Genomic DNA, 24,060 nt, shown 5'->3' with positions numbered 1-24,060 from the left:
ATCACGTGCGGCTGGCCCGTCCGTACTCATTGGCCTTGTCGTACACGTCGGTGGCGTAGCGGCGTACGTCGTTGTAGGACAGGATCGCGCCCCACCAGTCACCGGGGACGGTCATGTTCCGGCCGCCCTTGCACAGGTACTTCCCGGCGGCCAGCGCCGCGTCGTCCAGGTCGTGCGGGTCCTTGCGGCCGTCGTTGTCGGCGTCCGCGCCGATTTCCTGCCAGGTGGTCGGGATGAACTGCATCGGCCCGATCGCCCGGTCGTAGGTGGTGTCCCGGTCGAAGAGCCCCCGGTCGGTGTCCCGGATCAGCATCCGGCCGCCGTTGCCGTCCAGCGGGTCGCCGATGATCTCCGGCTCGGCCCGGCCCGTCGAGCCGAGCCGGGCGCCGTTGGCCTGCCCGTGCCGGGACTCGACGTACCCGATCGCGGCGAGCGTGGTCCAGCTGAGCTGGCAGCTCCGGTTCGTCTCGGCCAGCACCAGCTCGGCGTAGCCGTACGCCTGCATCGCCACCGGGGAGACGCCGACCTTCGCGCCGGTGGTCCGCGCCCAGGCGGCGAGGGCGTCCGCCGGGCGGCCGGTGACCGGTCCGGCGGCCGGCGTGGTCGGCGTCGCGCCGCCGGGCAGCGGCGTGACGGGCGGCAGCCCGGCCGGCGGGGTCACCCCGGGCGGCACCGGCGCCACCGTGGCCCCGGGCAGCGCGCCCGGCGCGGGTACGACGACGGGACCCGGCTCGGTCGCGTCCACGGCGACCGGCCTGGCCTGCCGGACGGCCGACGGGACCACGACCGCGCCGACCGCGCCGGTCGCGGCGACCAGCGCGAAGAGGAACAGCCCGGGCAGGGTCAGCCGGCCGCTGGGCCGGCGGGACCAGGCCCGGGTGGCCCGGGCCGCGCCGGCGACCGCCTGCCGGGGCGGGGGGAGCCGGACCGCGTGCGCGAACGGAATGCGCCGCCGCCTCCCCGGCACTCCCTTGGCCGCGTCGGCCGTCGCCGCCTCGCTCTTGGCCGCCTCGCTCTTGGCAGGCTCGCTCTTGGCAGGCTCGCCCTCGGGCGGCCCGGCCTTCGCGCCGTCGGCCTTCGCGCCGTCGGCCTTCGTGCCGTCGGCCTTCGCGTCACCAGGCCGGGTCGCGTCAGGCGTGGCGGCGTCGGCCTTGGTGGCGTCCGCCTTCGGGTCGGTGGCCTTCGCGCCGGTCGCCACGGCGCCGTCGACCTCGGCGGCAGCAGCCGGCGCGGCGCTGCCGGCCCCGGTCCGGCCGGTAGTCGGCGCGTCGGTGCCGACAGGCCGGTCCACAGCGGCCGGTCCGTCCGGGGCCGGCGACGTGGCCGGGGTGGCCTCGTCCGGGACCGGTCGGCGGGGCCGGGGCAGCGGGGCCGGGTCGGGCGCGGCGCCGGAGCTGCCGAGCGGCCCGTCGGGCGGCGTCGCCGGTCGCAGGGGTCGCACGGTCGCACTCTCCTCGCCGCTCACCCGTCGAGTATCACCCATGCCCACCGGAGCGTCAGGCCCGGCCGTACGCTGGAGGCATGCCCCGGTACGAGTTCCGTTGCCGCGCCTGCGGCGACACCTTCGAGGTCAACCGCCCGATGGCCGACGCCGGTGCGCCGGCGTCCTGCCCCCAGGGTCACGCCGACACCGTCAAGCTGCTCTCCACCGTCGCGGTCACCGGGCGGGGCGGCGTCGGCTCGCCCTCCGCCGCCCCGGCGCCGTCCGGTGGCGGTGGGTGCTGCGGTGGCGGCTGCTGCGGCTGACCGCCGCCGGCCCTGCTCTCCCGCCTTGCCGACGGCCTGGTCGGATGGCACCTTGAGTCGGACGCCGCCCGGCCGTTCTCACGATGCGTGACGGCCCGACCATAGGGCAGCATGTACCCGACGTCAGGGCGGAGGTTCCACGCATGTCGCCACGGATCCACCTCCCGAGCGGTTGGGTGACCTTCGTCTTCACCGACATCGAGGGCTCGACCCGGCTGGCCCAGCTGCTCGGACCGGAGTACCGCCCCGTGCTGCGCGAGCACCGCCGGCTGCTGCGGGACACGCTGGCCGCGACCGACGGCGCGGAGCTGCTGACCGAGGGGGACTCGTTCTTCCTCGCCTTCCCCGACGCCGCCAAGGCGCTGACCGCCTGCCTGACCGCGCAGCGGGCGCTGTCCACCCACGACTGGCCGAACGAGGACGCCACGCCGCGGGTCCGGATGGGGCTGCACACCGGCTACGCCGAGCCCCGCGACGGCGAGTACGCCAGCCCGGAGGTGCACCGCGCCGCGCGGGTCGCCGCCGCCGCGCACGGCGGGCAGGTGCTCTGCTCGGCGTCGACCGCCCGCCGCGCCGACCCGCTCCCGTCCGGGGCGACCCTGCTCGACCTCGGCCTGCACCGGTTACGGGGCTTCGACGACCGGGAACGGCTCTTCCAGCTCGTCGCGCCCGGGCTGGAACGGCAGTTCCCCCGGCCGCGCACCGCCGACGCGGCGGCGCACAACCTGCCCACCCAGGTCACCTCCTTCATCGGCCGGCGCACCGAGCGGGCCGAGCTGGACCTGCTGGTCCGCCGGCACCGGCTGGTCACCGTGCTCGGCGCGGGTGGCGCGGGCAAGACCCGGCTGGCCGTGGAGCTGGCCTCCGGGCTGGTCGAGGCGTACCCGGACGGGGTGTGGTTCGTCGACATCGCCACGGTCACCGACCCGGGGCTGGTGGCGTTCGCGATCGCCGCGGTGCTCGGGCTGCGGCCGGAGCCGGGCCGCCCGATGCTGGACACCCTGGTCGAGTACGCCGCCGCCCGCCGGATGCTGGTGGTGCTGGACACCTGCGACGCCCAGCCCGCCGCCTGCGCCGAGGTGATCTCCCGGCTGCTCGCCGGGGGTGGCGGGGTGCGGGTGCTGGCCACCAGCCGGGAGTCCTTCGGGCTGCCCGGCGAGGTGGTCTGGCGGATCCCGCCGCTCTCGGTCGACCCGCAGCCGGGGCGGGTGGAGAGCGACGCGGTGGCGCTGCTGCTCGACCGGACGGCGGCGGCCCGGGGCGGCCGGCCACCGGACTGGGCCGAGGTCGGCGACCTGCACCGGGTGGTGCAGCGGCTGGACGGTCTGCCCCTGGCGATCGAGCTGGCCGCCGCCCGGCTGCGGGTGCTCTCCGCCGGGCAGCTCGCCGCCCGTCTCGACGACGTGCTGGGCGCGCTGGACGCCGGGCGGGTCGATCCCGCACCGCCGGTGGAGCACGGCTGGACGGGCAACCAGCAGGACACCGTGGACCTGGTCGCCGCGGCGGCCGGCGGCACGCCCCGGTCACCTGCGCACCGGGCCGTGCAGCGGTCCGCCGTGGAGCGTCACCTCACCATGCAGGCGACGGTGACCTGGTCGTACCGGACGTTGGGGCCGCGCGCCTCCCGGCTGCTGCGCTGGCTGGCGGTGTTCGCCGGGCCGGTCAGTCTGCCCACGGTGGAGTGGTTGCTCGACGACGACCCGTTCGACGCGCTGTCGGTGCTGGTGGACAAGTCGATGGTGCTGGCCGAGCCGTCCGCGACGGGCAGCACGTACCGGATGCTCGACCCGATCCGGGCGTACGCGGCCCGGCGGCTGGCCGAGGCGGGCGAGGAGCAGGGCGCGCGGGACCGGCACGTGGCCTGGGCGTCGTACGCGCTGGAGCAGGCCCACCTCGGGCCGGACGGGCGACCGGTCACCCTCTCGCTGTACGCGCTCGACCCGCTGGCCGGGGAGTTGCGCGCGGCCCTGCGCTGGTGCGCCACCGGCGGCAGCGCGCGGGCGGGGCTGCGGCTGGCCGGCGGCCTGGACCAGTGGTGGCGCGAGCGGGGGCTGTCCCGGGAGGCCCGGCTCTGGCTGTTCCGGCTGTACGGCCGGATCGCCGAGACCGGCGAGCAGATTCCGGAGGCGGAGCTGGCGGCGGCGTACCACCTGCACTCGTTGCACGCCGGCGCGGACGGCGAGTTCGCCGAGGAGCTGCGTTTCTCCCAGCGGGCGGAGGCGGCGGCCCGGCAGGCCGGGGACGCCGGCCTGCTCGCCCGGGTGCTGGCCGGACGGGCCGCCCCGTTGATCGACATGGGGCAGTTCGCCGAGGCGGAGCGGGTCTGCCGCGAGGTGATCGACTGGGCGCACGAGCAGGAGGTGGCCGGGGACGCGCTCTTCGCCGTCTACATCCTGGCCGAGCTGCTGTGGCGGCGCGACGCGCTGGACGAGGCGGCCGAGCTGCTGGGCGCGGCCCGCCCGGTGGAGGCGGCCCGCCCGGTCGAGCGGGGCCGGCGTTCGGTGGACATGCTGCTCGGCATGGTCGCGCTGGCCCGGGGCGACGTGGTCGCGGCGCACGAGCACCTGCTGGTGGCGCTGCGCTCCCGGATGAGCCACGGCTACCACGGGCGGGCCTGCGACACGGTCAGCGCGGTGGCGGTGCGCTGCGTGGTCGACGACCCGGTCACCGCGGCCCGGCTCTTCGGCGCGGCGCAGGCCACCCGGGCGCGGCTGCGGGCCAGTCCCGGCATCTACGGGCCGTACTGGCTGGAGCAGCAGTCCTCGCTGCGCCGCAGGATCGGTGACGCGGCCTTCGACACGGCGTACGGCGAGGGTGGCCTGCTGGGTCTGGAGGAGGCGGCGGCGCTGGCCCTGTCGGTGGAGCACCCCGACCTGGGGGAGGACTCGGTCCGTTTCCGTTCCGCCGGGACGGCGGCGCCGCGTCCGACCGAACCGGCCCGCTGGGAGCTGGGCCGCTGCGAGTGGGCCTGACCGGGCGGATCGTCCGCCGGTGCGGGCACGCGCGGCTGCGGTGACCGCAGCCGCGCGTGCCGGGCGGGTCAGCCGCGCAGGGCGGCCCGACGCTCGGCGTCGGCCTTCATCCGGGCGGCCCGGTCGATGTCGGACTGCTGCACGGCGGCCACCGTGCCGAAGGCCTTGACCGCCTGGTAGTAGGTCCAGGCCAGGCTGTAGCAGGCGGGCTGGACGACGACGTTGTACCGGGCGCAGACCCGCTTCAGGTCGGCGTAGAAGGCGCTGTCGAGGCGGGGCTTGTTGGCCGAGAACTGCCCCATCGCCTTGTAGTTGCGGTAGCCGAAGTCGTGGCGGTAGCAGGAGAGGTTGAAGGTGAAGCCGAGCGGGTTGTCCGGGCTGGACGAGCAGTAGTCGGTCGACCAGTCGAAGGCGTACCCGGACCAGGGGGCCTTGTCCAGCCGGGCCGCGTTCCAGGCGTTGTAGCTGGTGGCGCTGGTCTGCGTCCAGCTGCTCAGCACGCTGAGCTTCTGTTCGGTGCTGACGGCGGCGGCCGCCGGGGTGGCCAGGCCGAGCGCGGTGAGCAGTGCGATCGTGCCCGAGGCGAGCAGGGTGGCGAGGCGTCTGGTCACGGTTACCTCCGCGGGGATGTGCGGTGTGGCGATGGGTTACCGGCGGGTCACCGGATGTCGATCAGTGTCGATCGGGTTCGCGGCGGTCGGTCGTGACGGGTGCGAATTATTGGTGACAGGCGTCGAAACAGACGAATGCCCCGGGCAGGATCGCCCGGGGCATTCGCGGATCGGTCAGCGCACCACCCGTACCGGGCTCGGCGCGCTCTCGTTCCAGAGCCGGTCCAGCGCCGTCACGGCGTACGTGTACGTCGCGCCGGGCGTCGCCGTCTCGTCCCGCCAGGACTGCACGTCCGTGGTCGCGTCGGCGCGCACGGTGCCGACCAGGTGCGCCGCGTCGGCGAAGCCGCAGGGGTCGACCGGGCCGTTGCCGTCGAAGCGGTAGATCGCGTACGAGGTGGCCGTGCCCAGCGGGCCGTGGCCGTCGGCCGGCTGCCGCCAGCTCAACCGCACCCCGTCGGCGGACCGCTCGACCCTCGTCACCACGGGGAACAGCAGCGGCTTCGCCGGCAGGTGGGTCATCCTCGGCGGCAGCGCCGGCCGGGAGTAGTGCTCGGCGGCGTAGATGTCGGTCGCCCCGAGCCGGTTGGCCTTCACCTGCACGGCCGAGAAGTGCACGTTGCCGAGCACCTCCGGGTACGACCGGTTGAGCGTCAGGTGGTCCGACAACTCCCGCGGGTTCATCCAGTACGGCCCGTACGCCGGCTCGCCGCTCTTGTAGTCGGCCTGACCGATGTAGAGCTGCACCCGGGTGCCGCGCACCTGCTCGGCCCACCACGGCACCAGCCGCGCGTAGTCGGCGGCCGGGTACTGGCCGATGTACCAGTAGAGCTGCGGCACCACGTAGTCGATCCACTCCTCCTTGATCCACTTACGGGTGTCGGCGGAGATGATGTCGTACGACTGCGAGCCGGTGGTGTCCGAGCCGAGCGGGTCGACCGACTTGTTGCGCCAGATGCCGAACGGGCTCACCCCGAACTTGACCCACGGCTTGGCCGCCTTGATCCGGTCGTTCATCTCCCGGATCAGCAGGTTGATGTTGTCCCGCCGCCAGTCCGCCTTGTCGGTGAAGCCCCGGTTGTGGGCGGCGAACGTGGCGTCGTCGGGCACCTGGTGGGTGCCGCTCGGGTACGGGTAGAAGTAGTCGTCGAAGTGCACGCCGTCGATGTCGTACCGCTGGACCGCGTCCATCATCGCGGTCTGGACGAACTCGCGGACCTCGGGCAGGCCGGGGTTGTAGTAGAGCCGGCTGCCGGCGACGCCGGCCGGCGGGTAGGCGAAGGTCCACTCCGGGTGCTGGCGGGCCGGGTGGCCGGGGGCCAGCTTGGTGATGTCCGCGCCGGCGCCGCCCGGGGCCGGCATCGAGATCCGGTACGGGTTGAACCAGGCGTGGAACTCCAGGTTGCGCTTGTGCGCCTCGGTGACGAGGAAGGCGAGCGGGTCCCAGCCCGGGTCCTGCCCGCGCACCCCGGTCAGGTACTCCGACCACGGCTCGTGCGGCGACGGCCAGAACGCGTCGGCGGTCGGGCGGACCTGCACCACGACGGCGTTGTGGTGCAGCTTCTGCGCCAGGTCGAGCCAGCCCAGGTACTCGGCCTGCTGGGTGGCGATCCGGTCCGGCGCGGTCTGGGAGGCCTTGGTCGGCCAGTCGATGTTGACCACGGAGGAGATCCACATGGCGCGGAACTGGCGCTTGGGGGTGGCCGGGTCGGTGGTGCAGTCGGTGGTGGTGGGAATGGTGGTGGTGTCCGGTGCGGCGCTCGCGGGCGTGCCGGCGACCAGCGTGCCGAGCAGTGCCACGGCCAGCCCGGCGGCTCGGAGCCGTGTTGCCTTCATGCGGTGTGTCCCTTCGTCGGGCTCCCGGTGTCGCGGCGATGGGCGGCAACATTCGCCGCAAGCTATCTACCGCTGGTAGAAAATTTTCACACCGTCCGGCCTCCGCGCAAGGGTCTGACCTGGATGTCCGGATACCGCCGCCCGTGCCGCCCCGGGTGACCCCCCGCGCATCTCGCAGCGTGACCGGATCCACACGCCCGGTCGTGACCGGAGTGTGACGGAAGAGGCGGTTGACGAGGATCCGTCCTGGGTAGCATCGCCGGTCACCGGCCGCCACCAGGGTGGTCGCACGGTGGGAGGGGGAGCGCGCGGTGTCCATGCTGCGTACCAAACCGATCAAGGACGTGATAGCCCAGAGCGAGGCCGACGGCAGCGACGGCCGGCTCGGCCTCAAGCGCCACCTCAGGGCACGCGACCTGACCGGCTTCGGCATCGGCATCGTCATCGGCACCGGCATCTTCACGCTCACCGGCATCGAGGCCCGGGACAGCGCCGGGCCCGGCGTGGTGGTCTCGTTCGCCATCGCCGGCGTGGTCGCCCTGCTCGCCGCGCTCTGCTACGCCGAACTCGCCTCCAGCGTGCCGACCGCCGGCAGCGCCTACACCTACGCGTACGCGACCATGGGCGAGGTCGTCGCCTGGATCATCGGCTGGGACCTGCTGCTGGAGTTCGCGCTCGGCGCGGCGGTGGTGGCCCGCGGCTGGTCCGGCTACCTCGCCGAACTCCTCGGGCTGCCCACCGCCTGGTTCGGCGAGGAGGGCAGCATCGTCAACGTCGGCGCGATCGGCATCGTGCTGCTGCTCGGCGTCGTCGCCATCGTCGGCGTCCGCGAGTCCGCGAGGGTGACCAACCTGCTGGTCGTCGTCAAGGTCGCCATCTGCGTCTTCATCGTGGCCGCCGGCCTGTTCTTCGTGAAGGCCGCCAACCTCACCCCGTTCATCCCGTCGTCGCAGCCCGCCGACGCCGGTGAGGACGGCATCAAGCAGCCGGTCACCCAGGCGCTGTTCGGGCTGGAGCCGTCGGTCTTCGGGTTCGTCGGCGTGCTCAGCGCCGCCGCCGTGGTCTTCTTCGCGTACACCGGCTTCGAGGCGGTGGCCAACCTCGGCGAGGAGACCCGCCGCCCGAAGCGGGACCTCACCCTCGGCCTGATCGGCACCCTGCTGATCTCCACCGTGCTCTACATCGGCGTCTCGCTGGTCCTGGTCGGCATGGTGCCGTACACCGAGATCGACCGGGGCGCCCCGATCGCGGCGGCCTTCAACGCGGTCGGCGCGGGCTGGGCCGGCGTGCTCGTCTCCATCGCCGCCGTGGCCGGCCTGACCAGCGTGATCCTGGTCGACCTGGTGGCCATGGGCCGGATCGGCTTCGCCATCTCCCGGGACGGCCTGATCCCGCCGGCGGTCGCCAGGATCCACCCGCGCTGGGGGACCCCGTACCGGATCTCCGGCGTGATGACCGTGGCGGTCGCGCTGCTCGCCGGCTTCCTGCCGCTGTCGGCCCTGGCCGACCTGGTCAGCATCGGCGCGCTCTGCGCGTTCGTGATCGTCTCCATCGCGGTGCCGATCCTGCGCCGCAGGCGCCCCGACCTGGAGCGGCCGTTCAAGGTGCCGTTCTCCCCGGTGCTGCCGCTCGTCTCCGCGCTGGCCTGCCTCTACCTGATGCTCAACCTGTCGGTGGAGACCTGGATCCGGTTCGGAGTCTGGATGGCGCTCGGCGCGCTGATCTACCTCGGCTACGGGTACCGCCGCAACCGCCTGGCCCGCCACGAGCCGGTCGCGACGGAGCCGGCCGGCGAACCGACCCCCACCCCCTGATCCGGTACGGATCCGGACGGCCCACCCCTGATCCCGTGAGAGGAGGGCCGCCCGGAGGTCCGTGCGGGCCCGGTCGGGGCCCGGATCACGGCCTGGGCTGGGGCTCCGCGTTCGGGCCCCGCACCACCGGTCTGCCGTCGGTCCAGACCACCTCGTCGAGCCAGACCTGGCGGCCCGGGTCGGTGCTGCCCTCCCGGCCCGGGGGCCAGGCGTGGTAGACCAGCCAGGTCTTGCCGTCCTTGACCACCATCGAGGCGTGGCCGGGGCCGGTGGCGACCTCGTTGGCCTTGAGGATCGGGTTCTCCGGCGCCTTCACGCAGGGGCCGGTCGGGCTCTCGCAGACCGCGTAGCCCTCGGCGTACTCGGCCCGGTCGTAGGCGTTCGCCGCGTAGAAGAGGTACAGCCGGCCGTCCTGCCGGTGCAGGAACGGCCCCTCGATCAGGGTGCCCTCCCAGGGCTCGGTCTGCCGCAGCAGCTTCGTCGGCTCCCCCTCCAGGCGCAGCCCGTCGGCGGAGAGCCGCTGCGACCAGATCCAGGTGTCCACCCCGATGGCGTTGCCGTCGTTCTTCCACAGCAGCCAGAGGCTCCCGTCGAAGTCCCGGAACGGGCTCGCGTCGATCGCCCCGCCCAGCTCGGCCTGGCAGATCAGTGGTCGGTCCGAGTCGTCCCGGTACGGCCCCTCGGGGCGGCTCGCCACCGCCCGCCCGACGCACTGCCGGCCGGACTCCCGCCCGGCGACGGTGTAGTAGAGCAGGTACCGCTGCGGGCCGAGGGCGATCACCTCGGGGGCCCAGGTCCTGCCCGGGTCCGCCCAGGCGGGCAGCTCGGGCAGGGCGTCGACCGGCTCGGACCAGTCGACCAGGTCGGCCGAGCGGCGCACCGGCACGTTGCGGCCGCCGCTGTTGGTGTGGAACAGCCACCACGCGTCCCCCACCGGCAGGATCTGCGGGTCGGGGGCGTCGGCGCGGATGACCGGGTTGCTGAACATGTTCGCCTCGCTCTGCGTACTCGACGGAGGGTCGCCGGCGTCGTCGCCGCAGCCGGCGACGAGCAGCGCCACGGCGAGGACCGCCACGGCGCCGCGCCGCCGGGTCTGCCCGGCGCTCATCCCTTCAGGCCGCTGCGCGAGACACCCTGGATGATGTGCCGCTGGGCCAGGACGAACAGGATCAGCACCGGCACGCTGGCCAGCACCGCTCCCGCCATGATCACCGGGAAGTCGGTGTTGTACGAGCCCTGGAGCAGGCCGAGGCCCGCCGGCAGGGTCAGCCGCTCGGGGCTGAACAGCACGTAGATCGGCCAGAGGAAGTCGTTCCAGTTGGTCAGGAACGACAGCACCGCGAGGGTGGCCAGGGCGGGCTTCGACAACGGCAGCAGCACCCGGGTGAAGATCTGCCAGCGGTTGGCCCCGTCGAGCAGTGCGGCCTCCTCCAGCTCCGCCGGGATGGAGAGGAAGAACTGCCGCAGGAAGAACACCCCGAAGGCGCTGGCCGCCCCGGGGACGACGACCACGGCGAGGGTGTCCAGCCAGGCGAGCCGGTCGGCGATCACGAAGTTCGGGATGATCAGCGAGGTGGGCGGGATGAACAGGGTGCCCACGATCAGCGCGAACAGCACCCCCCGGCCGCGGAACCGCAACCGGGCCAGCGCGTACGCCGCCATCGAGGCGGTGACCAGCACCAGCGCCGAGTGCAGGGTGGCGGCCAGCATGCTGTTGAGGAACCAGCGCAGCACCGGGTTCGAGGCGTTGTCGAGCACCTGCCGGTAGGCGTACGTGGAGAACGGGTCTGGCAGGAAGCTCGGCGGGATCCGCTGGGCGTCGCCGTAGGTCTTCACCGAGGTGACGGCCATCCAGACCAGCGGGGTCAGGAAGATCAGGGCCAGCAGCACCAGGACGGCGTAGCGGGCGGATCGGCGCAGGGTCGTCATCGGCGTTCCCTCAGTCTTCCCGGTACCGCAGGAACCGGAAGTTGACGATGCTGATCAGCATGAGCGCCAGCGCGAACAGGATGCTCATGGCCGCGGCCCGGCCGGCGTCGTTGTCCCGCAGCCCCTCGTCGACGATCCGCCAGACCACCGTGCGGGTCTGCTGCCCGGGGGCGCCCTGGGTGATCAGGAACGACTGGCCGAAGACGTTCGCCGAGGCGAGGATCGTGGTGGTGAGCACGAAGAGCATGACCGGGCGCAGCCCGGGCAGGGTGACGTTGCGGAACCGGTCCCAGGCGCCCGCCCCGTCCATCTGCGCCGCCTCGTACAGCTCCGCCGGGATGTCCTGGAGACCGGCCAGGTAGATCACCGCGTTGAACCCGGAGGTCCACCACACCGTCACCCCGACCAGCGACACCCAGGCCCACGGCACGTCGGTCACCCACGGGGTGTCCGACGGCAGCCCCACCAGGCCGAGCAGCCGGTTGACCAGGCCCAGGTTGGCGTCCAGGAGGAAGCGCCAGAGCAGGCCGATCACCGCCACCCCGAGGACGTACGGGGCGAAGTAGACGGCCCGGAAGAACGTCCGGCCGGGGAACGACCTGGTCAGCAGCAGGGCCAGCCCGAGCGGGACGACCACCAGCAGCGGCACCGAGAAGACCGTGAAGATCGTGGTGGCCCGGACGCTGGACCACCAGTCGCCGTAGATCGCCGACTCGCTGTCGAACAGGTCCCGGTAGTTGTCCAGCCCGACGAAGGGCCGGTTCGGCAGTTGCAGGTCCCACTGGTGGACGCTGAGCCACAGGCCGAAGAGGATCGGCAGCAGCCCGAACGCCAGGAACAGCAGCAGGTACGGCGCGAGGAAGAGGTACGGAGTCAGCCGGCTGCCGCGCGCCGTGGGGCGCCGCCGGTCCCGGCCGCCCGCCGGGGGCGGCGCGCCGGTGCGCGCCGCCCCGACCTCGATGACGTCCGCCACCGAGATCAGCTCCCGTACTTCTTGCGGTTGTCCTCCAGCTGCTTGTCGGCCTTGGCCACGCCGTCGTCCAGGGCCTGCTTGGGCGACTTCTTGCCCAGCGCCGCCTCGTTGAAGGCCGCGTAGAAGGTGGTCATCACCTCGCCGAGGCCGGGGGCGGCCGGCGGGAACGCCGCGTACTCCAGCTCCGGGGCGAGGGTGGCGACGTTCGGGATGGCCGTGAACCCGGCGCTGTCCCGAACCTGCTTACGGGCCGGGATCTGGCCGCCCTTGGCCCAGTCCAGCGAGTGCTCGCTGAGCCAGTTGATGAACACCTTCGCGCCGGAGACCTTGTTGGCGTCGGCGCTGCGCTGCTTGACGATGGTGAAGTTGTGCGAGTTGGCCCAGGCCGCCTTCCGGGTGCCGAGCTGGGGCAGCTCGGCGACGCCGATCTGCGCGGCCGGGTCCTTGGCGATGTCGTTGATCTGCCAGATGCCGTTGAAGTTGAAGGCGTTCCTGCCGCCCTTGAGGGCCAGGTAGTCGGCGTCCTGGCCGACGTTCGACGGCGAGTGGCCCTGCTTGATCAGGTCGACCAGCCAGGTGCACGCCTCGACCGCCGGCTCGGAGTTGAAGGTGGCCTTGGCGACCTCGGCGTCGAAGAGCGTGCCGCCCCACTGGTGCAGCAGGGAGTAGAAGGTCATGCCGCCGGTGAACTGGAACGGGCTGATCCAGAAGCCCTGCACCCCGGCCTTCTTCAGCTCGGTCAGCGCGGCGGTGAACTCGTCCCGGGTGGTCGGGGGCTTGTTCGGGTCCAGGCCGGCCTTCTGCATCACGGACTTGTTGTAGTAGAAGCCCAGCGGGTGCATGTCCAGCGGAATGCCGTACCGCTTGTCGTTGTAGAGGCCGCCCTTCCAGACGGTCGGCGCGAAGTCGCCCTCGCTGAGCTCCAGCGCCTTGGCCACGTCGTCCAGCTCGGTGATGACGCCCCGGGCGGCGAAGGTGGCGAGCTGGTCCATGTGCATGACCGCGATGTCCGGGCCGGAGCCGCTGGAGACCGCGCCGGGGAGCTTGCTGTAGTAGTCCTCCCAGCGGTACGTGTTCACCGCGATCGCGATGTTCTGGTGTTCGGCGTTGAACTGCTCGACGAGCTTCTTGAAGATGTCGCCGTCGCCGCCGGTGAATCCGTTCCACAGGTTCAGCGAGACCTTGGGTCCGGTGTAGTCCTTGCCGCCGTTGCCGGTGGCGGTGCCGGACTTGGTGGCGCTGCCGCCGCCGCAGCCGGCGAGGGTCAGCGACGCGGCCGCGCCGAGGCCCACGCCGAGACCGAGCAGGCGTCGTCGGCTCATGTCGTTCTGCATCATGGGGTGCTCTCCTTGGGGGACGGGGTGGAGTGTTCCCTGCTCAGAGCCGGGAGGTGAAGCGCAGCACGTTCCAGGAGACGGCGGGCAGGCGTACCGAGCAACGGCCGCCGTCGGTGGTGGGGGTGGGCAGTGCCCGGGGCGTCACCCGGTCGGGCTCCGCCTCGGTGTTGATCGCCTCCGGGTCGTCCCCGGCGGCGAGGCCGAGATGTTCCACGGCGCGCAGCCCGGGCAGGCCGCGCAGGTCCAGCGCCAGCGGCAGGTCCTCGGCGCTCCGGTTGACCGCGAAGACCACCAGCTCACCGGCCTCCTCGTCGTGGACCGCTACGGTGTCGAGCGCCGGGACGGGGCCGTACCGCGACGTGTCGTAGTCGGGCGAGACCGGCTCGGTGCGCAGCACCGTGCCGCGGGCGTACCGGGCGGTGAGGGCGAAGGGGTGGAAGATGCTCTGCCGCCAGGCCGGCCCGCCGGTACGGGTGCGGATCGGGGCGATGACGTTCGCCAGCTGGGCCTGGCAGGCCACGCCGACCCGGTCGGCGTGCCGGAGCAGGGTGATCAGGAGATCGCCGACCACCACCGCGTCGACGGCGGTGAAGTCGTCCTCGATCAGGGCGGGCGCCTCGACCCAGCCGCGTCGGTCCAGGTCGGCCCGGAGCCGGGACTGGTACCAGACGTTCCACTCGTCGAAGGAGATCTTCAGCTTGCGCCGCTGCCGCTGTCTGGCCGCCACGTGGTCGGCGGTGGCGACCACGTCGGTGATGAAGGCGTCCATGTCGACGGCGGAGGCGAGGATGCTGGCCCGGTCGCCGTCGGACGGGTCGTAGTAGGTGTGCGCCGAGATGTAGTCCACGTGCTCGTAGGTGTGCTCCAGCACGGTCGCCTCCCAGGAGGCGAAGGTCGGCATCTGGCGGTTGGAGCTGCCGCACGCGACCAGGCTGATCGACGGGTCGACCAGCTTCATGGCGCGGGCGGTCTCGGCGGCGAGCCGGCCGTACTCGTCGGCGGTCTTGTGCCCGACCTGCCAGGGGCCGTCCAGCTCGTTGCCGAGGCACCAGAGCCGCACCCCGTACGGCTGCTCGACGCCGTGCTTGCGGCGCAGGTCGGACAGCTGGGTGCCGCCCGGGTGGTTGGTGTACTCCAGCAGGTCGCAGGCTTCCTGGACGCCCCGGGTGCCCAGGTTGACCGCCATCATCGGCTCCACCCCGGCCTCGTCGGCCCAGGTCATGAACTCGTTCAACCCGAAGGCGTTCGTCTCGATCGTCTTCCAGGCCAGGTCGAGCCGGCGCGGGCGGTCGCCGACCGGCCCGACACCGTCCTCCCAGCGGTATCCGGAGACGAAGTTGCCGCCGGGGTAGCGGACCACCGAGACGCCCAGCTCGCGGGTCAGGGCGAGCACGTCGCGGCGCAGCCCGCGTCCGTCGGCCTGCGGGTGGCCGGGCTCGTAGACGCCGCCGTAGACGCAGCGGCCCATGTGCTCGACGAAGGAGCCGAAGATCCGCCGGTCGGCCGGGCCGATCGTGAAGGCCGGGTCGATGGTCAGCTGAGCGCTGCGCAAGGGGTGCCACCTTTCCTCGCCGGTGTCGGGTGACGCCGGTCACGCCGTACCCCAGGTTTGTACAACGTTGTAACCAACGTTGTAAAGATGCTGTCCCGCGGTAGAGTCCGGACCTGGCACCCGGCACCCGCGGAGGACGAGGTCGTGCGACACAGGCTCAAGGACGTGGCCGAACGGGCCGGCGTGTCGGTCAAGACCGTGTCGAACGTGGTCAACGGCTACGTGCACGTGCGACCGGACACCCGGGCCCGGGTGGAGGAGGCCATCGCCGAACTCAACTACCGGCCCAACCTGTCCGCCCGCAACCTGCGCAAGGGGCGTACCGGGGTGATCGCCCTGGCCGTGCCGGAGCTGGACATCCCGTACTTCGCGGAACTGGCCCGGCACGTGGTCACCGCCGCCGGCGTGCACGGCTGGACGGTGCTTGTCGACCAGACCGGCGGCGGCCCGGAGCAGGAACGGGTGGCCGCCTCGGGCATCGGCGACCACATGATCGACGGGCTCATCTTCAGCCCGCTGGCGCTCACCGCCGACGACCTCACCGGTCTCGACGGCATACCGATGGTGCTGCTCGGCGAGCGGGTCGACCACGGCCCCGCCGACCACGTGGCGGTCGACAACGTGGCCGCCGCCCGCGAGGTCACCGCCCACCTGATCGGCCTGGGCCGGCGCCGGATCGCCGCGATCGGCGCGCAGCGCACCCCCGAGGGGGCCAGCGCCCGGCTCCGGCTGGAGGGCTACCGGGCCGCCCTCGCCGCCGCCGGCATCGGCTACGACGAGAGCCTGGTCGCCCCGGCGTCCGCCTGGCACCGCGCCGACGGGGCCGCCGCGATGCGGCAGCTGCTCGCCTCCGGCGCCCGGCCGGACGCCGTCTTCTGCTTCAACGACACCCTCGCCCTGGGCGCGCTGCGGGCGCTGCACGAGGCGCGGCTGCGGGTCCCCGAGGACGTCGCGGTGGCCGGCTTCGACGACATCGAGGACGGGCGGTTCTCCGTTCCCACGCTGAGCACCGTCTCGCCGGACAAGGAGGCCATCGCCCGCCTCGCGGTGGAACTCCTCGCCGGCCGGCTCGCCGGTGAGCGGGCCGCCCCGGCCCGCGAGCTGTCGGCGCCGTACCGCCTCGAACTGCGCGAGTCCACCGAGGGCCCGGCCGACGCCTGACCGGCGTCGCGCCCCGGCGCTGGTCAGTCGAAGAAGCGGGCCAGGTGGGTGGCGGTGGGCGGGTCGGCCCCCGGCGGCAGGGGAGTGAGGTCGGCGAAGATCGACGCGCCGTCGCAACCGGCGTGCAGCGGATACCAGCGCGGGGTGCCCGGCGGGCGCTGGCCGCAGATCCCCTTGAAGGTCTGCACGTCCAGCAGCCGGACGTGGGTCGGGTCGGCCACCGCGTTCACGTGCCCCCACCAGGGGCTCATCACGTGCAGCACGCCGCCCGGCCGCAGCACCCGGTGGCACTCGTCCACCAGCGGCAGGAAGTCGATCAGATGCTCCAGGATGTGCACCGCGAAGAGCGCGTCCACCGAGTCGGTGGCCAGCGGCAGCGAGCCGGAGAGGTCGGCCACCGCGTCCACCCCGGCGGCGGGGAAGATGTCCAGCCCCAGGTTGGTGGGGTACTGCTTCTGGCCGCCGCAGCCGAGGTCCACCACCACCGGGTCCCGCCCGGCGACCCGGACCCGGTCCCACACCCCGTAGACGCCGGCCAGCCGGCCCACCAGGTCCCGGACCAGCCGCAGGTCGGCCGCCTCGGCGACCTCGCCGCTCAGGTGGGCCACCCCCCGGTCGAACCGCACCTCGACCGCGATCCCGCGCAGCCGCTCGTCGTGCCGGGCCTGGTCCGCCCAGGACTCGGCCAGGAATCCGTCGATCGCCCGCAGCCGCTCGGCCGAGGGCGGCGTCTGAGCCAGCGCGACCATCGGCCACCTCCCGGGCCGCCGTTACCCGGATCCGCGCCCGGTATGCCCGCCGCCCGCGACCGGGCCTGTTCCGTTTGCGGCGTGTCGCGGTGTCCGCCGTGCCCGATGCCGCGACACGCCGCAAACGGAGTGGATCATGGGTCAGCCGGAGATGGTGCGGCGGGCCGTCCGGCCGGCCCCGCGGATGCGCTGACGCGGCGGGGCGATCGTCTTCGGTCGCTTGAGGTGGTACCGGTGCAGCTCGTTGTTGCCCGGCAGGGACGGGTCCTCGCTCATCGCCACGAGTTCCCAGCCCTGGTCACCGGCCCGGTTGAGGTGGGCCAGCGCGGTGTCGCCGTACGGCGTCACGTCGACCATCGAGCCGTCCGGGCCGTACCAGATGAAGACGATCTCCCACCCGACGTCGTCGGTGGCCGCCTGGCGGCGGCGGACCAGCAGCGCGTACTCCCACTTGAGCATGGGGTCATTGTCACCCCGCGCGAGCGGGTCGGCACGGATCAGTCCTCGGTGACCCGCCCGGCGTCCACCCGCAGCCGCCGGTCGACGCTCACCGCGTCCAGCATCCGCCGGTCGTGGGTGACCAGCAGCAGCGTCCCGGCGTAGTTCGCCAGCGCCGACTCCAACTGCTCGATCGCCGGCAGGTCCAGGTGGTTCGTCGGCTCGTCCAGGACCAGCAGGTTGACCCCGCGCCCCTGCAACAGCGCCAGCGCCGCCCGGGTCCGCTCACCCGGCGACAGGGTCGCCGCCGGCCGCAGCACGTGCCTGGCGCGCAGGCCGAACTTGGCCAGCAGCGTCCGGACGTCCGCCGGGGCCAGCTCCGGTACGGCCGCGCCGAACGCGTCCAGCAGGGGCTGGTCGCCGAGGAAGAGGCCACGGGCCTGGTCGACCTCGCCGATCACCACCCCGGGGCCGAGCGAGGCGTGCCCGGCGTCGAGCGGCAGGCGGCCCAGCAGCGCGGCGAGCAGGGTGCTCTTGCCGGAGCCGTTCGCCCCGGTGATCGCCACCCGGTCGGCCCAGTCGATCTGGAGGTCCACCGGGCCGAGGGTGAAGCCACCCCGGCGGACGACCGCCCCGCGCAGCGCGGCCACCACCGCGCCGGCCCGGGGCGCCGCGGCGATCTCCATCCGCAGCTCCCACTCCTTGCGGGGCTCCTCCACCACGTCCAGCCGCTCGATCAGCCGTTCCGTCTGCCGGGCCTTCGCCGCCTGCTTCTCGCTGGTCTCGCCCCGGAAGTTCTTGACGTGCTTGTCCGGGTCGGTGGCCTTGCGGCGCGCGTTGCGCACGCCCTTCTCCATCCAGGCCCGCTGGGTCCGGGCCCGCGCCTCCAGCCCGGCCTTCGTGTCGGCGTACTCCTCGTACTCGGCGCGGGCCTGGCGGCGGGCCACCTCCCGCTCCTCCAGGTAGGCCGCGTAGCCGCCGCCGTAGAGCCGGATCTGCTGCTGGGCCAGGTCCAGCTCCAGCACCCGGGTCACCGTGCGGGTGAGGAACTCCCGGTCGTGGCTGACCAGCACCGTGCCGGCGCGCAGCCCGGTGACGAACCCCTCCAGCCGCTCCAGGCCGGCCAGGTCCAGGTCGTTGGTGGGCTCGTCGAGCAGGAAGACGTCGTACCGGCTGAGCAGCAGCGAGGCCAGCCCGGCCCGGGCCGCCTGGCCGCCGGAGAGGCCGGTCATCAGGTGGTCCAGGTCGACGGTGAGCCCCAGTTCGGCGGCCACCTGCTCGGCGCGTTCGTCCAGGTCCGCGCCGCCGAGGTCGAGCCAGCGCTCGAGCGCCTCGGCGTACGTGTCGTCGGCGCCGGCCGCGCCCACGCCGAGCGCCTCGGCGGCGGCGTCCAGGGCCGCCTGCGCCGCGGTCACCCCGGTGCGTCGGGCGAGGAAGTCGCGGACCGTCTCCCCGGGCCGGCGCTCCGGCTCCTGGGGGAGGTAGCCGACGGTGGCGCTGGGCGGGTTCAGCGAGATGCCGCCCTGCTCGACGGGCTGGAGCCCGGCGAGGGTGCGCAGCAGCGTCGACTTGCCGGCCCCGTTGACGCCGACCAGCCCGACCACGTCACCGGGGGCGACGACCAGGTCGAGGTCGGAGAAGAGGAGGCGGTCGCCGTGGCCGGCGGCGAGACCCTTGGCGATCAGCGTGGCGCTCATGAGGAGCCGAGCCTACCGGGGCGGTCCGGGCCGGACGACCGGATAACCGGCCCGCCGCACGGGACCGGGGGACGCGAGGCAGACTCACTCCCGTGGCGACCACTCTGGCGATCGACTGCGGCGGCGGCGGGATCAAGGCCTCCGTGCTGGACGCGGCCGGCACCATGCGGGCCCGCCCGCTGCGGGTGCCCACGCCGTACCCGCTGCCCCCGGCGCTCTTCGTCAAGACCCTCGTGGAGCTGGGCGGGCGGCTGCCGGCGGCGGACCGGGTGACCGTCGGGATGCCCGGCATGATCCGGCACGGCGTGGTGGTGGCCACCCCGCACTACGTCACCCGCTCCGGCCCGCGCAGCCGGGTCGACCCGGAACTGGTCGCCGAGTGGTCCGGGTACGACGCCCGCGGCGCGCTGACCGACGCCTTCGGGGTGCCGGCGCTGGTGCTCAACGACGCCGAGGTGCACGGCGCGGGGGTGGTCGCCGGGACCGGCTGCGAGCTGGTGCTGACCCTCGGCACCGGGCTGGGCAGCGCGCTCTTCGACGGCGGTGTGCTCGCCCCGCACCTGGAGCTGTCCCACGCCCCGGTGCGCTGGGGCACCACCTACGACACGTACGTGGGGGAGCCGGAGCGCCGCCGGCTGGGTGACGCGTTCTGGTCCCGCCGGATCCGGCAGGTGGTGGACGGGCTGCGCCCGGTGTTCCGCTGGGACCGGCTCTACCTCGGTGGCGGCAACTCCCGGCTGATCCGTCCGGAGCAGTTGGCCCGGATGGGCGACGACGTCGTGGTCGTGCCCAACACGGCCGGGATCGTCGGTGGTGTCCGGGCCTGGGAGCTGCTCGGGGACCGCCGTCCGACCCCCTGACCCGGGCGTTTCCACCGCAGGAACACTCGCGGTCCGGCCGGTGTTGTGCCAGCGTCGAACAAAGGGCGGCGCGACACGAGGAGGTGGGTCGGGATGGATCTTCTGGCGGACTACCGGCGGGCGACCATGTTCTTCGAAGCAGGTGACCCGACCGGAGCGGCCCGGCTGCTCGAACCGATCGTCGAGGCCGAGCCCGGCAACTCCTCGGTACGCCAGCTGCTGGCCCGGGCGTACTTCCAGTCCGCCCAGTTGGGCCGGGCCGAGGAGCAGCTGCGCGAGCTGGTCGAGCGGGACCCGAGCGACCACTACGCCCACCACGTGCTGGGCCGGACGCTGGAGCGGCTGAACCGGCACGCCGACGCGCTGCGGCACCTGCGGATCGCCGCGGCGATGCACTCCACCAACGACGACTACGCGACCGCGCTGCGCCGGGTGGAGAGCCGGGTCGGCGGCGGCCGCTGACCGGCGACGCGGACGTCGGGGCAGCCCCACGGGGCTGCCCCGACGCGTGTCCGGGGCCGGCCGGCGGGCCGGCATACGATGGCGGCCATGGGACCTGAGCCGGGGGTGGACGCGGGATGAAGCTGAAGCTGGACCTGCACGACATCTTCAACAAGGGCCACGACATCGACCGGGCGCTGCGCGGGATCATGGACGAGGCGGTCGCGAAGAAGGCCACCCTGGTCGAGATCATCCCGGGGAAGGGCTCCGGCCAGCTCAAGAAGCGGGTGCTGCGGTTCCTCGACCAGAAGGACGTCAAGCAGCTCTACCACCGGGTCGAGAAGGACTCGAAGAACTTCGGCCGCCTCTTCGTGCACTTCCGCTGGAAGTAGGAGCGCCGGCTCCCCGCCCTCCGGGGCCTCGGTGCGGGCTCCGCTCTGGCAGGGTGGTCGGGATGACCACCCTGACCTGTCGGACGAGGACGTCTCGGTGAGCGACACACCGCACCTCGGTCCCGTGCCCCAACGCATCGCCGTCGACGCGGACCTGGCGCGTCTACTCGTCGCCGACCAGTTCCCCCGGTGGGCCCACCTCCCGGTTCGGCCGGTGGCCGACGGCGGCTGGGACAACTGGACCTTCCACCTCGGCTCCGGGATGTCGGTGCGGCTGCCCAGCGCGGCCGAGTACGCCCTGGCTGTCGACAAGGAGCACCGGTGGCTGCCGGAACTCGCCCCCCGGCTCCCGCTACCCATCCCGATTCCACTGGAGAGAGGGGAGCCCGGCGCGGGCTACCCCTACTCGTGGTCGATCTACCCGTGGCTCGACGGCGAGCCGGCGAGTGCCGACCGCATCGCCGACCCCGTCCGGTTCGCCATCGACCTGGCCGAGTTCCTGGCGGCGTTGCAGCGCATCGATCCCACCGGCGGTCCCCTCCCCGGGCAGCACAACTGGTTCCGGGGCGGCACGCTGCGCACCTACGGCCGTGAGGTCCAGCACGCGCTCACGGCGCTGGACGGTCACGTCGACGTCGACCTGGCCGGCGAGATCTGGCAGCGTGCGCTGGACGCGTCCTGGGACGGGGCGCAGACCTGGTTCCACGGTGACGTCGCCCCGGGAAACCTCCTGATCGACGACGGGGAACTGGCCGCTGTCATCGACTTCGGCACGTGCGGCGTCGGTGATCCGGCCTGTGACCTGGCGGTCGCCTGGACACTGTTGACCGCCGAGGGCCGGCAGGCGTTCCGGGAGCGACTGTCCGTGGGCGCGGCGACGTGGGCGCGTGGGCGCGGCTGGGCCCTCTGGAAGACGCTCACCGCCTGTGCCCGGGCCGTGGGCGAGACCGACGAACAGGCCGTGTCCGCACGCCACGTACTCAGCGAGATCTTCGCCGAGTACGGGGCAGACACCTAAGTACCAGCCCCGATCATGTGGCTAGAGCGGGTACGTCCGGGCCACCGCCAGCATCTCCGAGCTGTGCGAGCCGACCACCCCGACGCCGGCCGGACGGGGCCGGAAACCGGGCAGCCCGTCGAGGCCGTCGCTGGCGTCCATCGCCCGCAGCACCACCGGGCCACCCTGCGGCCGCAGGGTCAGGTTCACGGTGACCTCGATCCCCTCCGCCGGCGGGGCGTGGAACACCACACCCCACCAGCGGCCGTCCGACTGCCGCTGGGCGACCGGCACCCGTCGTCCGGCCACCGTCGCCCCGGTGACCTGCACGTCGTTGGGGCCAGCGCTCTCCACGTGCAGCGAGGCCAGCCGGACCGGCCGCTGCGGCACCAGGCGCAGGCGCAGGGTCCGCTCTCTGCCGGCCGTGACGTCGGCCAGCACCTCCAGTTTCGGGGCGGGCAGGTCCGCCGCCGGGGCGGGGCCGATACGTAGCTCGCCGTCACCGAGCCCCGGGAAGTCCTCGACCGTCTCGACCCCGTCCACGTACCCGTCCGTCCAGGGCTGCGGCTCCTCCTCGTGGCTGAGCCAGCGGGCCTGCCCGGTGCCGGCGTCCAGGGCGTACATCAGGTGGGTCGGCACGGGGTGCGCGGCGTCGAAGCGGTCCACCCGCAGGCCGACCCCGGCGAGCACCAGCGCCGCCAGCGCGGCGGCGACGGCGGGCAGCGCGCCGTGCCGGCGGGCGCGGGCGGCGACCAGGCCGCGCTGGCCACCGGCCGCCGGGTGCAGCAGGTCCACCACCGGCAGCGCGGCCAGCCCGAGCAGCACCGCGAAGAGCGCCGCCACCCCGCCCATCCCCATGCCGAGCGCCGGGAAGAGCAGCACCACCGTCGGCAGCAGGATCACCACGGCCACCGCCCCGGCCAGGGTCACCGCGACCACCGGCCACGGGCCGTCGACCCGGGTGGCCAGCGCGACCAGGCCGGCCACCGCGCCGGCCAGGGCCGGCAGGGTCGCCAGGTACGCCCCACCCGGCACGGTCGCGGCCAGTACCACCCCGATCAGGGCGAGCCAGCCCAGCCCGCCGACCGCGAGGGCGGCCGGGCCGACCCGGCGGCGGGTGAGCGCGTACCAGGCGAAGAGGATCGCGGCGGCCGACGCCACCACGGCAAGCCGGTACCAGACCGGCCGGTACGGGTCGAGCAGTTCGGCGTAGCCCGGGCGGATCGTGGTGATCCCGGCCCAGAGCAGCTGGGCGGCGAGCGGCGCGGCGAGGACCGGCACCAGCGCCAGCCCGAATCCGGCCGTCAGCCGGCCCGCCGTGGCCCGCCCGCGCCTCCGGGTCAGCCAGGCCAGCCCGAGCACCGCCACCACCGCCAGCCCGGCCAGCGGCCAGGTCAGCCAGCCGGGGTAGCGGACCAGCCCGCCCGGGACGGGGAAGTAGGTGGCGTCGTGCCCGGCGCGCAGGGCGGTCAGGTCGGTACGCCCGAACTCCCGCGCCAGCCCCAGCGCGTTGTCCCCGTGCATCTGGAGACTGCCCCGGTCCATGCTCGCCGGGGTGTCCAACGGGGTGTGGTAGATCGCCCCGCCGTCGATGTACGCCGAGTTCAGCCCGACGAAGTCCTCGTCCAGGAACGCGGTGAAGTCGGTGTCGTTGGGCAGCGCCCGGTAGATCTCCACCGCGAACGAGGTGCCCACCGGGTGCGGCGCGGACCGCCCGAAGACGTCCACCAGCTTCGCGTTGTCCCGGGACGTCTCGAACATGATCACCGGACCGGTCGAGCCGCGCGCCTCCAGGTTGAGCACCACCCCGCCGTCCGCCGCCAGCGGGTGGTCGGAGGCGAACGCCGACGCGCCGCAGAGGCAGGCCTCCTCGGCGTCGGTCAGCACGAAGACGATGTCGTTGCGCGGCCGGGGGCCGGCGGTCAGCGCGCGGGCCACCTCCAGGATGGTGGAGGTGCCGGCGCCGTCGTCGTTGCCACCCGGGCCGGACTGCACCGAGTCGTAGTGCGCCACCAGGAAGACCCGACCGGTCGGGGCCGTCCCGGGCAGCCGGGCCACCACGTTGCGGACCCGGGCCAGGGTCGCCCCGGCGGCCGCCCCACTGAGTTGGCCCGCCTCGTCGGCGACGGTGTCCTGCACCTCGGTCTCCAGGCCCAGCCCGCGCAGCGCGCCGACCAGGTGCTCCCGTACCTGGTCGTTGGCGGCGCTGCCGGCCACGTGCGGCCCGGCCGCGATCGTCTCCACCGTCCGGTACGCCCGCCCGGCGCTGAACTCCCCGGCCGGGGCGTCCGCCGGTCGGGGTGCCGGGGTGCGCAGGTCGACCAGGACGGCGGCGCCGACCGCGAGCAGCGCGAGCAGCGCGGCGAGGGCGGCGAGCGGCCGGTGGCGGGGGCGCGCCAGGGCGCGGTCGGCGGCGGGTACGCCCACGGCGGACTCCTCGGGACGGGGCGGGGGTGCGCCCATCCTGCACCGCCGCCCAGTGATCCGCGACACCCGCCGCCGAACCGTGACACCGGCCCTGCCCGAACGCTCACTCGGTGACTGCCTTGCCCGGG

At 73.6% G+C, this 24,060-nt stretch carries 20 protein-coding genes; 8 read left to right on the top strand and 12 right to left on the bottom strand.

From position 1 onward, the window contains the following. Position 1: 1 nt before the first annotated feature. Positions 2–1,483, bottom strand: coding sequence for a lytic transglycosylase domain-containing protein (locus tag GA0070614_RS13145; RefSeq protein ID WP_088976230.1), 1,482 nt, complete (start codon positions 1,481–1,483; stop codon positions 2–4). A 38-nt stretch (positions 1,484–1,521) separates the two neighbouring features. On the opposite strand from GA0070614_RS13145, the gene GA0070614_RS13140 reads away from it, so the two are divergent. Then, entirely contained in the window at positions 1,522–1,746 is a 225-nt protein-coding gene (locus GA0070614_RS13140; protein ID WP_088976229.1) for an FmdB family zinc ribbon protein, read from the top strand. Positions 1,747–1,889: 143 nt separating this feature from the next. Continuing rightward, positions 1,890–4,718, top strand: coding sequence for an ATP-binding protein (locus GA0070614_RS13135; RefSeq protein WP_088976228.1), 2,829 nt, complete (start codon positions 1,890–1,892; stop codon positions 4,716–4,718). 68 nt (positions 4,719–4,786) lie between these two features. Here the strand turns inward: GA0070614_RS13135 and GA0070614_RS13130 are convergent, their stop codons facing one another. Further along, positions 4,787–5,329 carry a phospholipase gene (locus GA0070614_RS13130; protein WP_088976227.1) on the bottom strand — a complete coding sequence of 181 codons (543 nt, stop codon included), beginning with the start codon at positions 5,327–5,329 and terminating at the stop codon, positions 4,787–4,789. 174 nt (positions 5,330–5,503) lie between these two features. Then, the gene (locus tag GA0070614_RS13125) at positions 5,504–7,165 is read right to left on the bottom strand and encodes a glycoside hydrolase family 10 protein (RefSeq protein ID WP_088976226.1); all 1,662 of its coding nucleotides are present in this window, start codon (positions 7,163–7,165) and stop codon (positions 5,504–5,506) included. A 317-nt stretch (positions 7,166–7,482) separates the two neighbouring features. On the opposite strand from GA0070614_RS13125, the gene GA0070614_RS13120 reads away from it, so the two are divergent. Next, positions 7,483–8,979, top strand: a complete 1,497-nt coding sequence (locus tag GA0070614_RS13120) for an amino acid permease (RefSeq protein WP_231933688.1) — start codon at positions 7,483–7,485, stop codon at positions 8,977–8,979. Between the two features lie 85 nt (positions 8,980–9,064). Here the strand turns inward: GA0070614_RS13120 and GA0070614_RS13115 are convergent, their stop codons facing one another. The 5 genes from GA0070614_RS13115 to arfA are packed head-to-tail and all read right to left on the bottom strand — an operon-like array spanning position 9,065 to position 14,770. Further along, positions 9,065–10,087: a glycoside hydrolase family 43 protein gene (locus GA0070614_RS13115; RefSeq protein WP_088976224.1), complete on the bottom strand. Its 1,023-nt coding sequence runs from the start codon at positions 10,085–10,087 to the stop codon at positions 9,065–9,067. After that, on the bottom strand, positions 10,084–10,908 hold the full coding sequence (locus tag GA0070614_RS13110; RefSeq protein ID WP_088976223.1) for a carbohydrate ABC transporter permease: 825 nt from the start codon (positions 10,906–10,908) through the stop codon (positions 10,084–10,086). Before GA0070614_RS13110 ends, GA0070614_RS13115 begins: the two co-directional genes overlap by 4 nt. A 10-nt stretch (positions 10,909–10,918) precedes the next feature. Then, positions 10,919–11,881, bottom strand: a complete 963-nt coding sequence (locus GA0070614_RS13105; RefSeq protein WP_088976222.1) for a carbohydrate ABC transporter permease — start codon at positions 11,879–11,881, stop codon at positions 10,919–10,921. Positions 11,882–11,886: 5 nt separating this feature from the next. After that, complete coding sequence (locus GA0070614_RS13100; RefSeq protein WP_088976221.1) at positions 11,887–13,218, bottom strand: ABC transporter substrate-binding protein; 1,332 nt, start codon at positions 13,216–13,218, stop codon at positions 11,887–11,889. A 40-nt stretch (positions 13,219–13,258) separates the two neighbouring features. Beyond that, entirely contained in the window at positions 13,259–14,770 is a 1,512-nt protein-coding gene (gene arfA / locus GA0070614_RS13095; protein ID WP_088976220.1) for an arabinosylfuranosidase ArfA, read from the bottom strand. Between the two features lie 144 nt (positions 14,771–14,914). On the opposite strand from arfA, the gene GA0070614_RS13090 reads away from it, so the two are divergent. After that, on the top strand, positions 14,915–15,931 hold the full coding sequence (locus GA0070614_RS13090; protein WP_088976219.1) for a LacI family DNA-binding transcriptional regulator: 1,017 nt from the start codon (positions 14,915–14,917) through the stop codon (positions 15,929–15,931). Between the two features lie 23 nt (positions 15,932–15,954). On the opposite strand, the gene GA0070614_RS13085 is transcribed toward GA0070614_RS13090, so the two are convergent. The 3 genes from GA0070614_RS13085 to GA0070614_RS13075 all read right to left on the bottom strand — a co-directional run bounded on the left by GA0070614_RS13085 (position 15,955) and on the right by GA0070614_RS13075 (position 18,815). Beyond that, positions 15,955–16,680, bottom strand: coding sequence for a methyltransferase domain-containing protein (locus tag GA0070614_RS13085; RefSeq protein WP_088976218.1), 726 nt, complete (start codon positions 16,678–16,680; stop codon positions 15,955–15,957). 141 nt (positions 16,681–16,821) lie between these two features. Then, complete coding sequence (locus tag GA0070614_RS13080) at positions 16,822–17,139, bottom strand: hypothetical protein (protein ID WP_088976217.1); 318 nt, start codon at positions 17,137–17,139, stop codon at positions 16,822–16,824. 38 nt (positions 17,140–17,177) lie between these two features. Beyond that, the gene (locus GA0070614_RS13075) at positions 17,178–18,815 is read right to left on the bottom strand and encodes an ABC-F family ATP-binding cassette domain-containing protein (RefSeq protein WP_088976216.1); all 1,638 of its coding nucleotides are present in this window, start codon (positions 18,813–18,815) and stop codon (positions 17,178–17,180) included. 92 nt (positions 18,816–18,907) lie between these two features. Between GA0070614_RS13075 and GA0070614_RS13070 the strand changes: the two genes are divergently transcribed. The 4 genes from GA0070614_RS13070 to GA0070614_RS13055 all read left to right on the top strand — a co-directional run bounded on the left by GA0070614_RS13070 (position 18,908) and on the right by GA0070614_RS13055 (position 21,526). After that, positions 18,908–19,675 (top strand): ROK family protein, encoded by a 768-nt coding sequence (locus GA0070614_RS13070; RefSeq protein ID WP_088976215.1) that lies wholly within the window; start codon positions 18,908–18,910, stop codon positions 19,673–19,675. 93 nt (positions 19,676–19,768) lie between these two features. Beyond that, positions 19,769–20,137 (top strand): tetratricopeptide repeat protein, encoded by a 369-nt coding sequence (locus tag GA0070614_RS13065; RefSeq protein WP_088976214.1) that lies wholly within the window; start codon positions 19,769–19,771, stop codon positions 20,135–20,137. Between the two features lie 116 nt (positions 20,138–20,253). After that, positions 20,254–20,508, top strand: coding sequence for a Smr/MutS family protein (locus GA0070614_RS13060; RefSeq protein ID WP_013736060.1), 255 nt, complete (start codon positions 20,254–20,256; stop codon positions 20,506–20,508). Between the two features lie 97 nt (positions 20,509–20,605). Beyond that, positions 20,606–21,526 carry an aminoglycoside phosphotransferase family protein gene (locus GA0070614_RS13055; RefSeq protein ID WP_088976213.1) on the top strand — a complete coding sequence of 307 codons (921 nt, stop codon included), beginning with the start codon at positions 20,606–20,608 and terminating at the stop codon, positions 21,524–21,526. 21 nt (positions 21,527–21,547) lie between these two features. On the opposite strand, the gene GA0070614_RS13050 is transcribed toward GA0070614_RS13055, so the two are convergent. After that, a complete protein-coding gene (locus GA0070614_RS13050; protein ID WP_088976212.1) occupies positions 21,548–23,968 on the bottom strand; it encodes a M28 family peptidase in 2,421 nt (806 codons plus the stop codon). Between the last annotated feature and the right edge of the window lie 92 nt (positions 23,969–24,060).

This window comes from Micromonospora coxensis, from assembly GCF_900090295.1.
Classification (GTDB): domain Bacteria; phylum Actinomycetota; class Actinomycetes; order Mycobacteriales; family Micromonosporaceae; genus Micromonospora; species Micromonospora coxensis.
The sequence above is the reverse complement of the archived record's forward strand: the minus strand, read 5'-3'. Positions and strand labels throughout refer to the sequence as shown.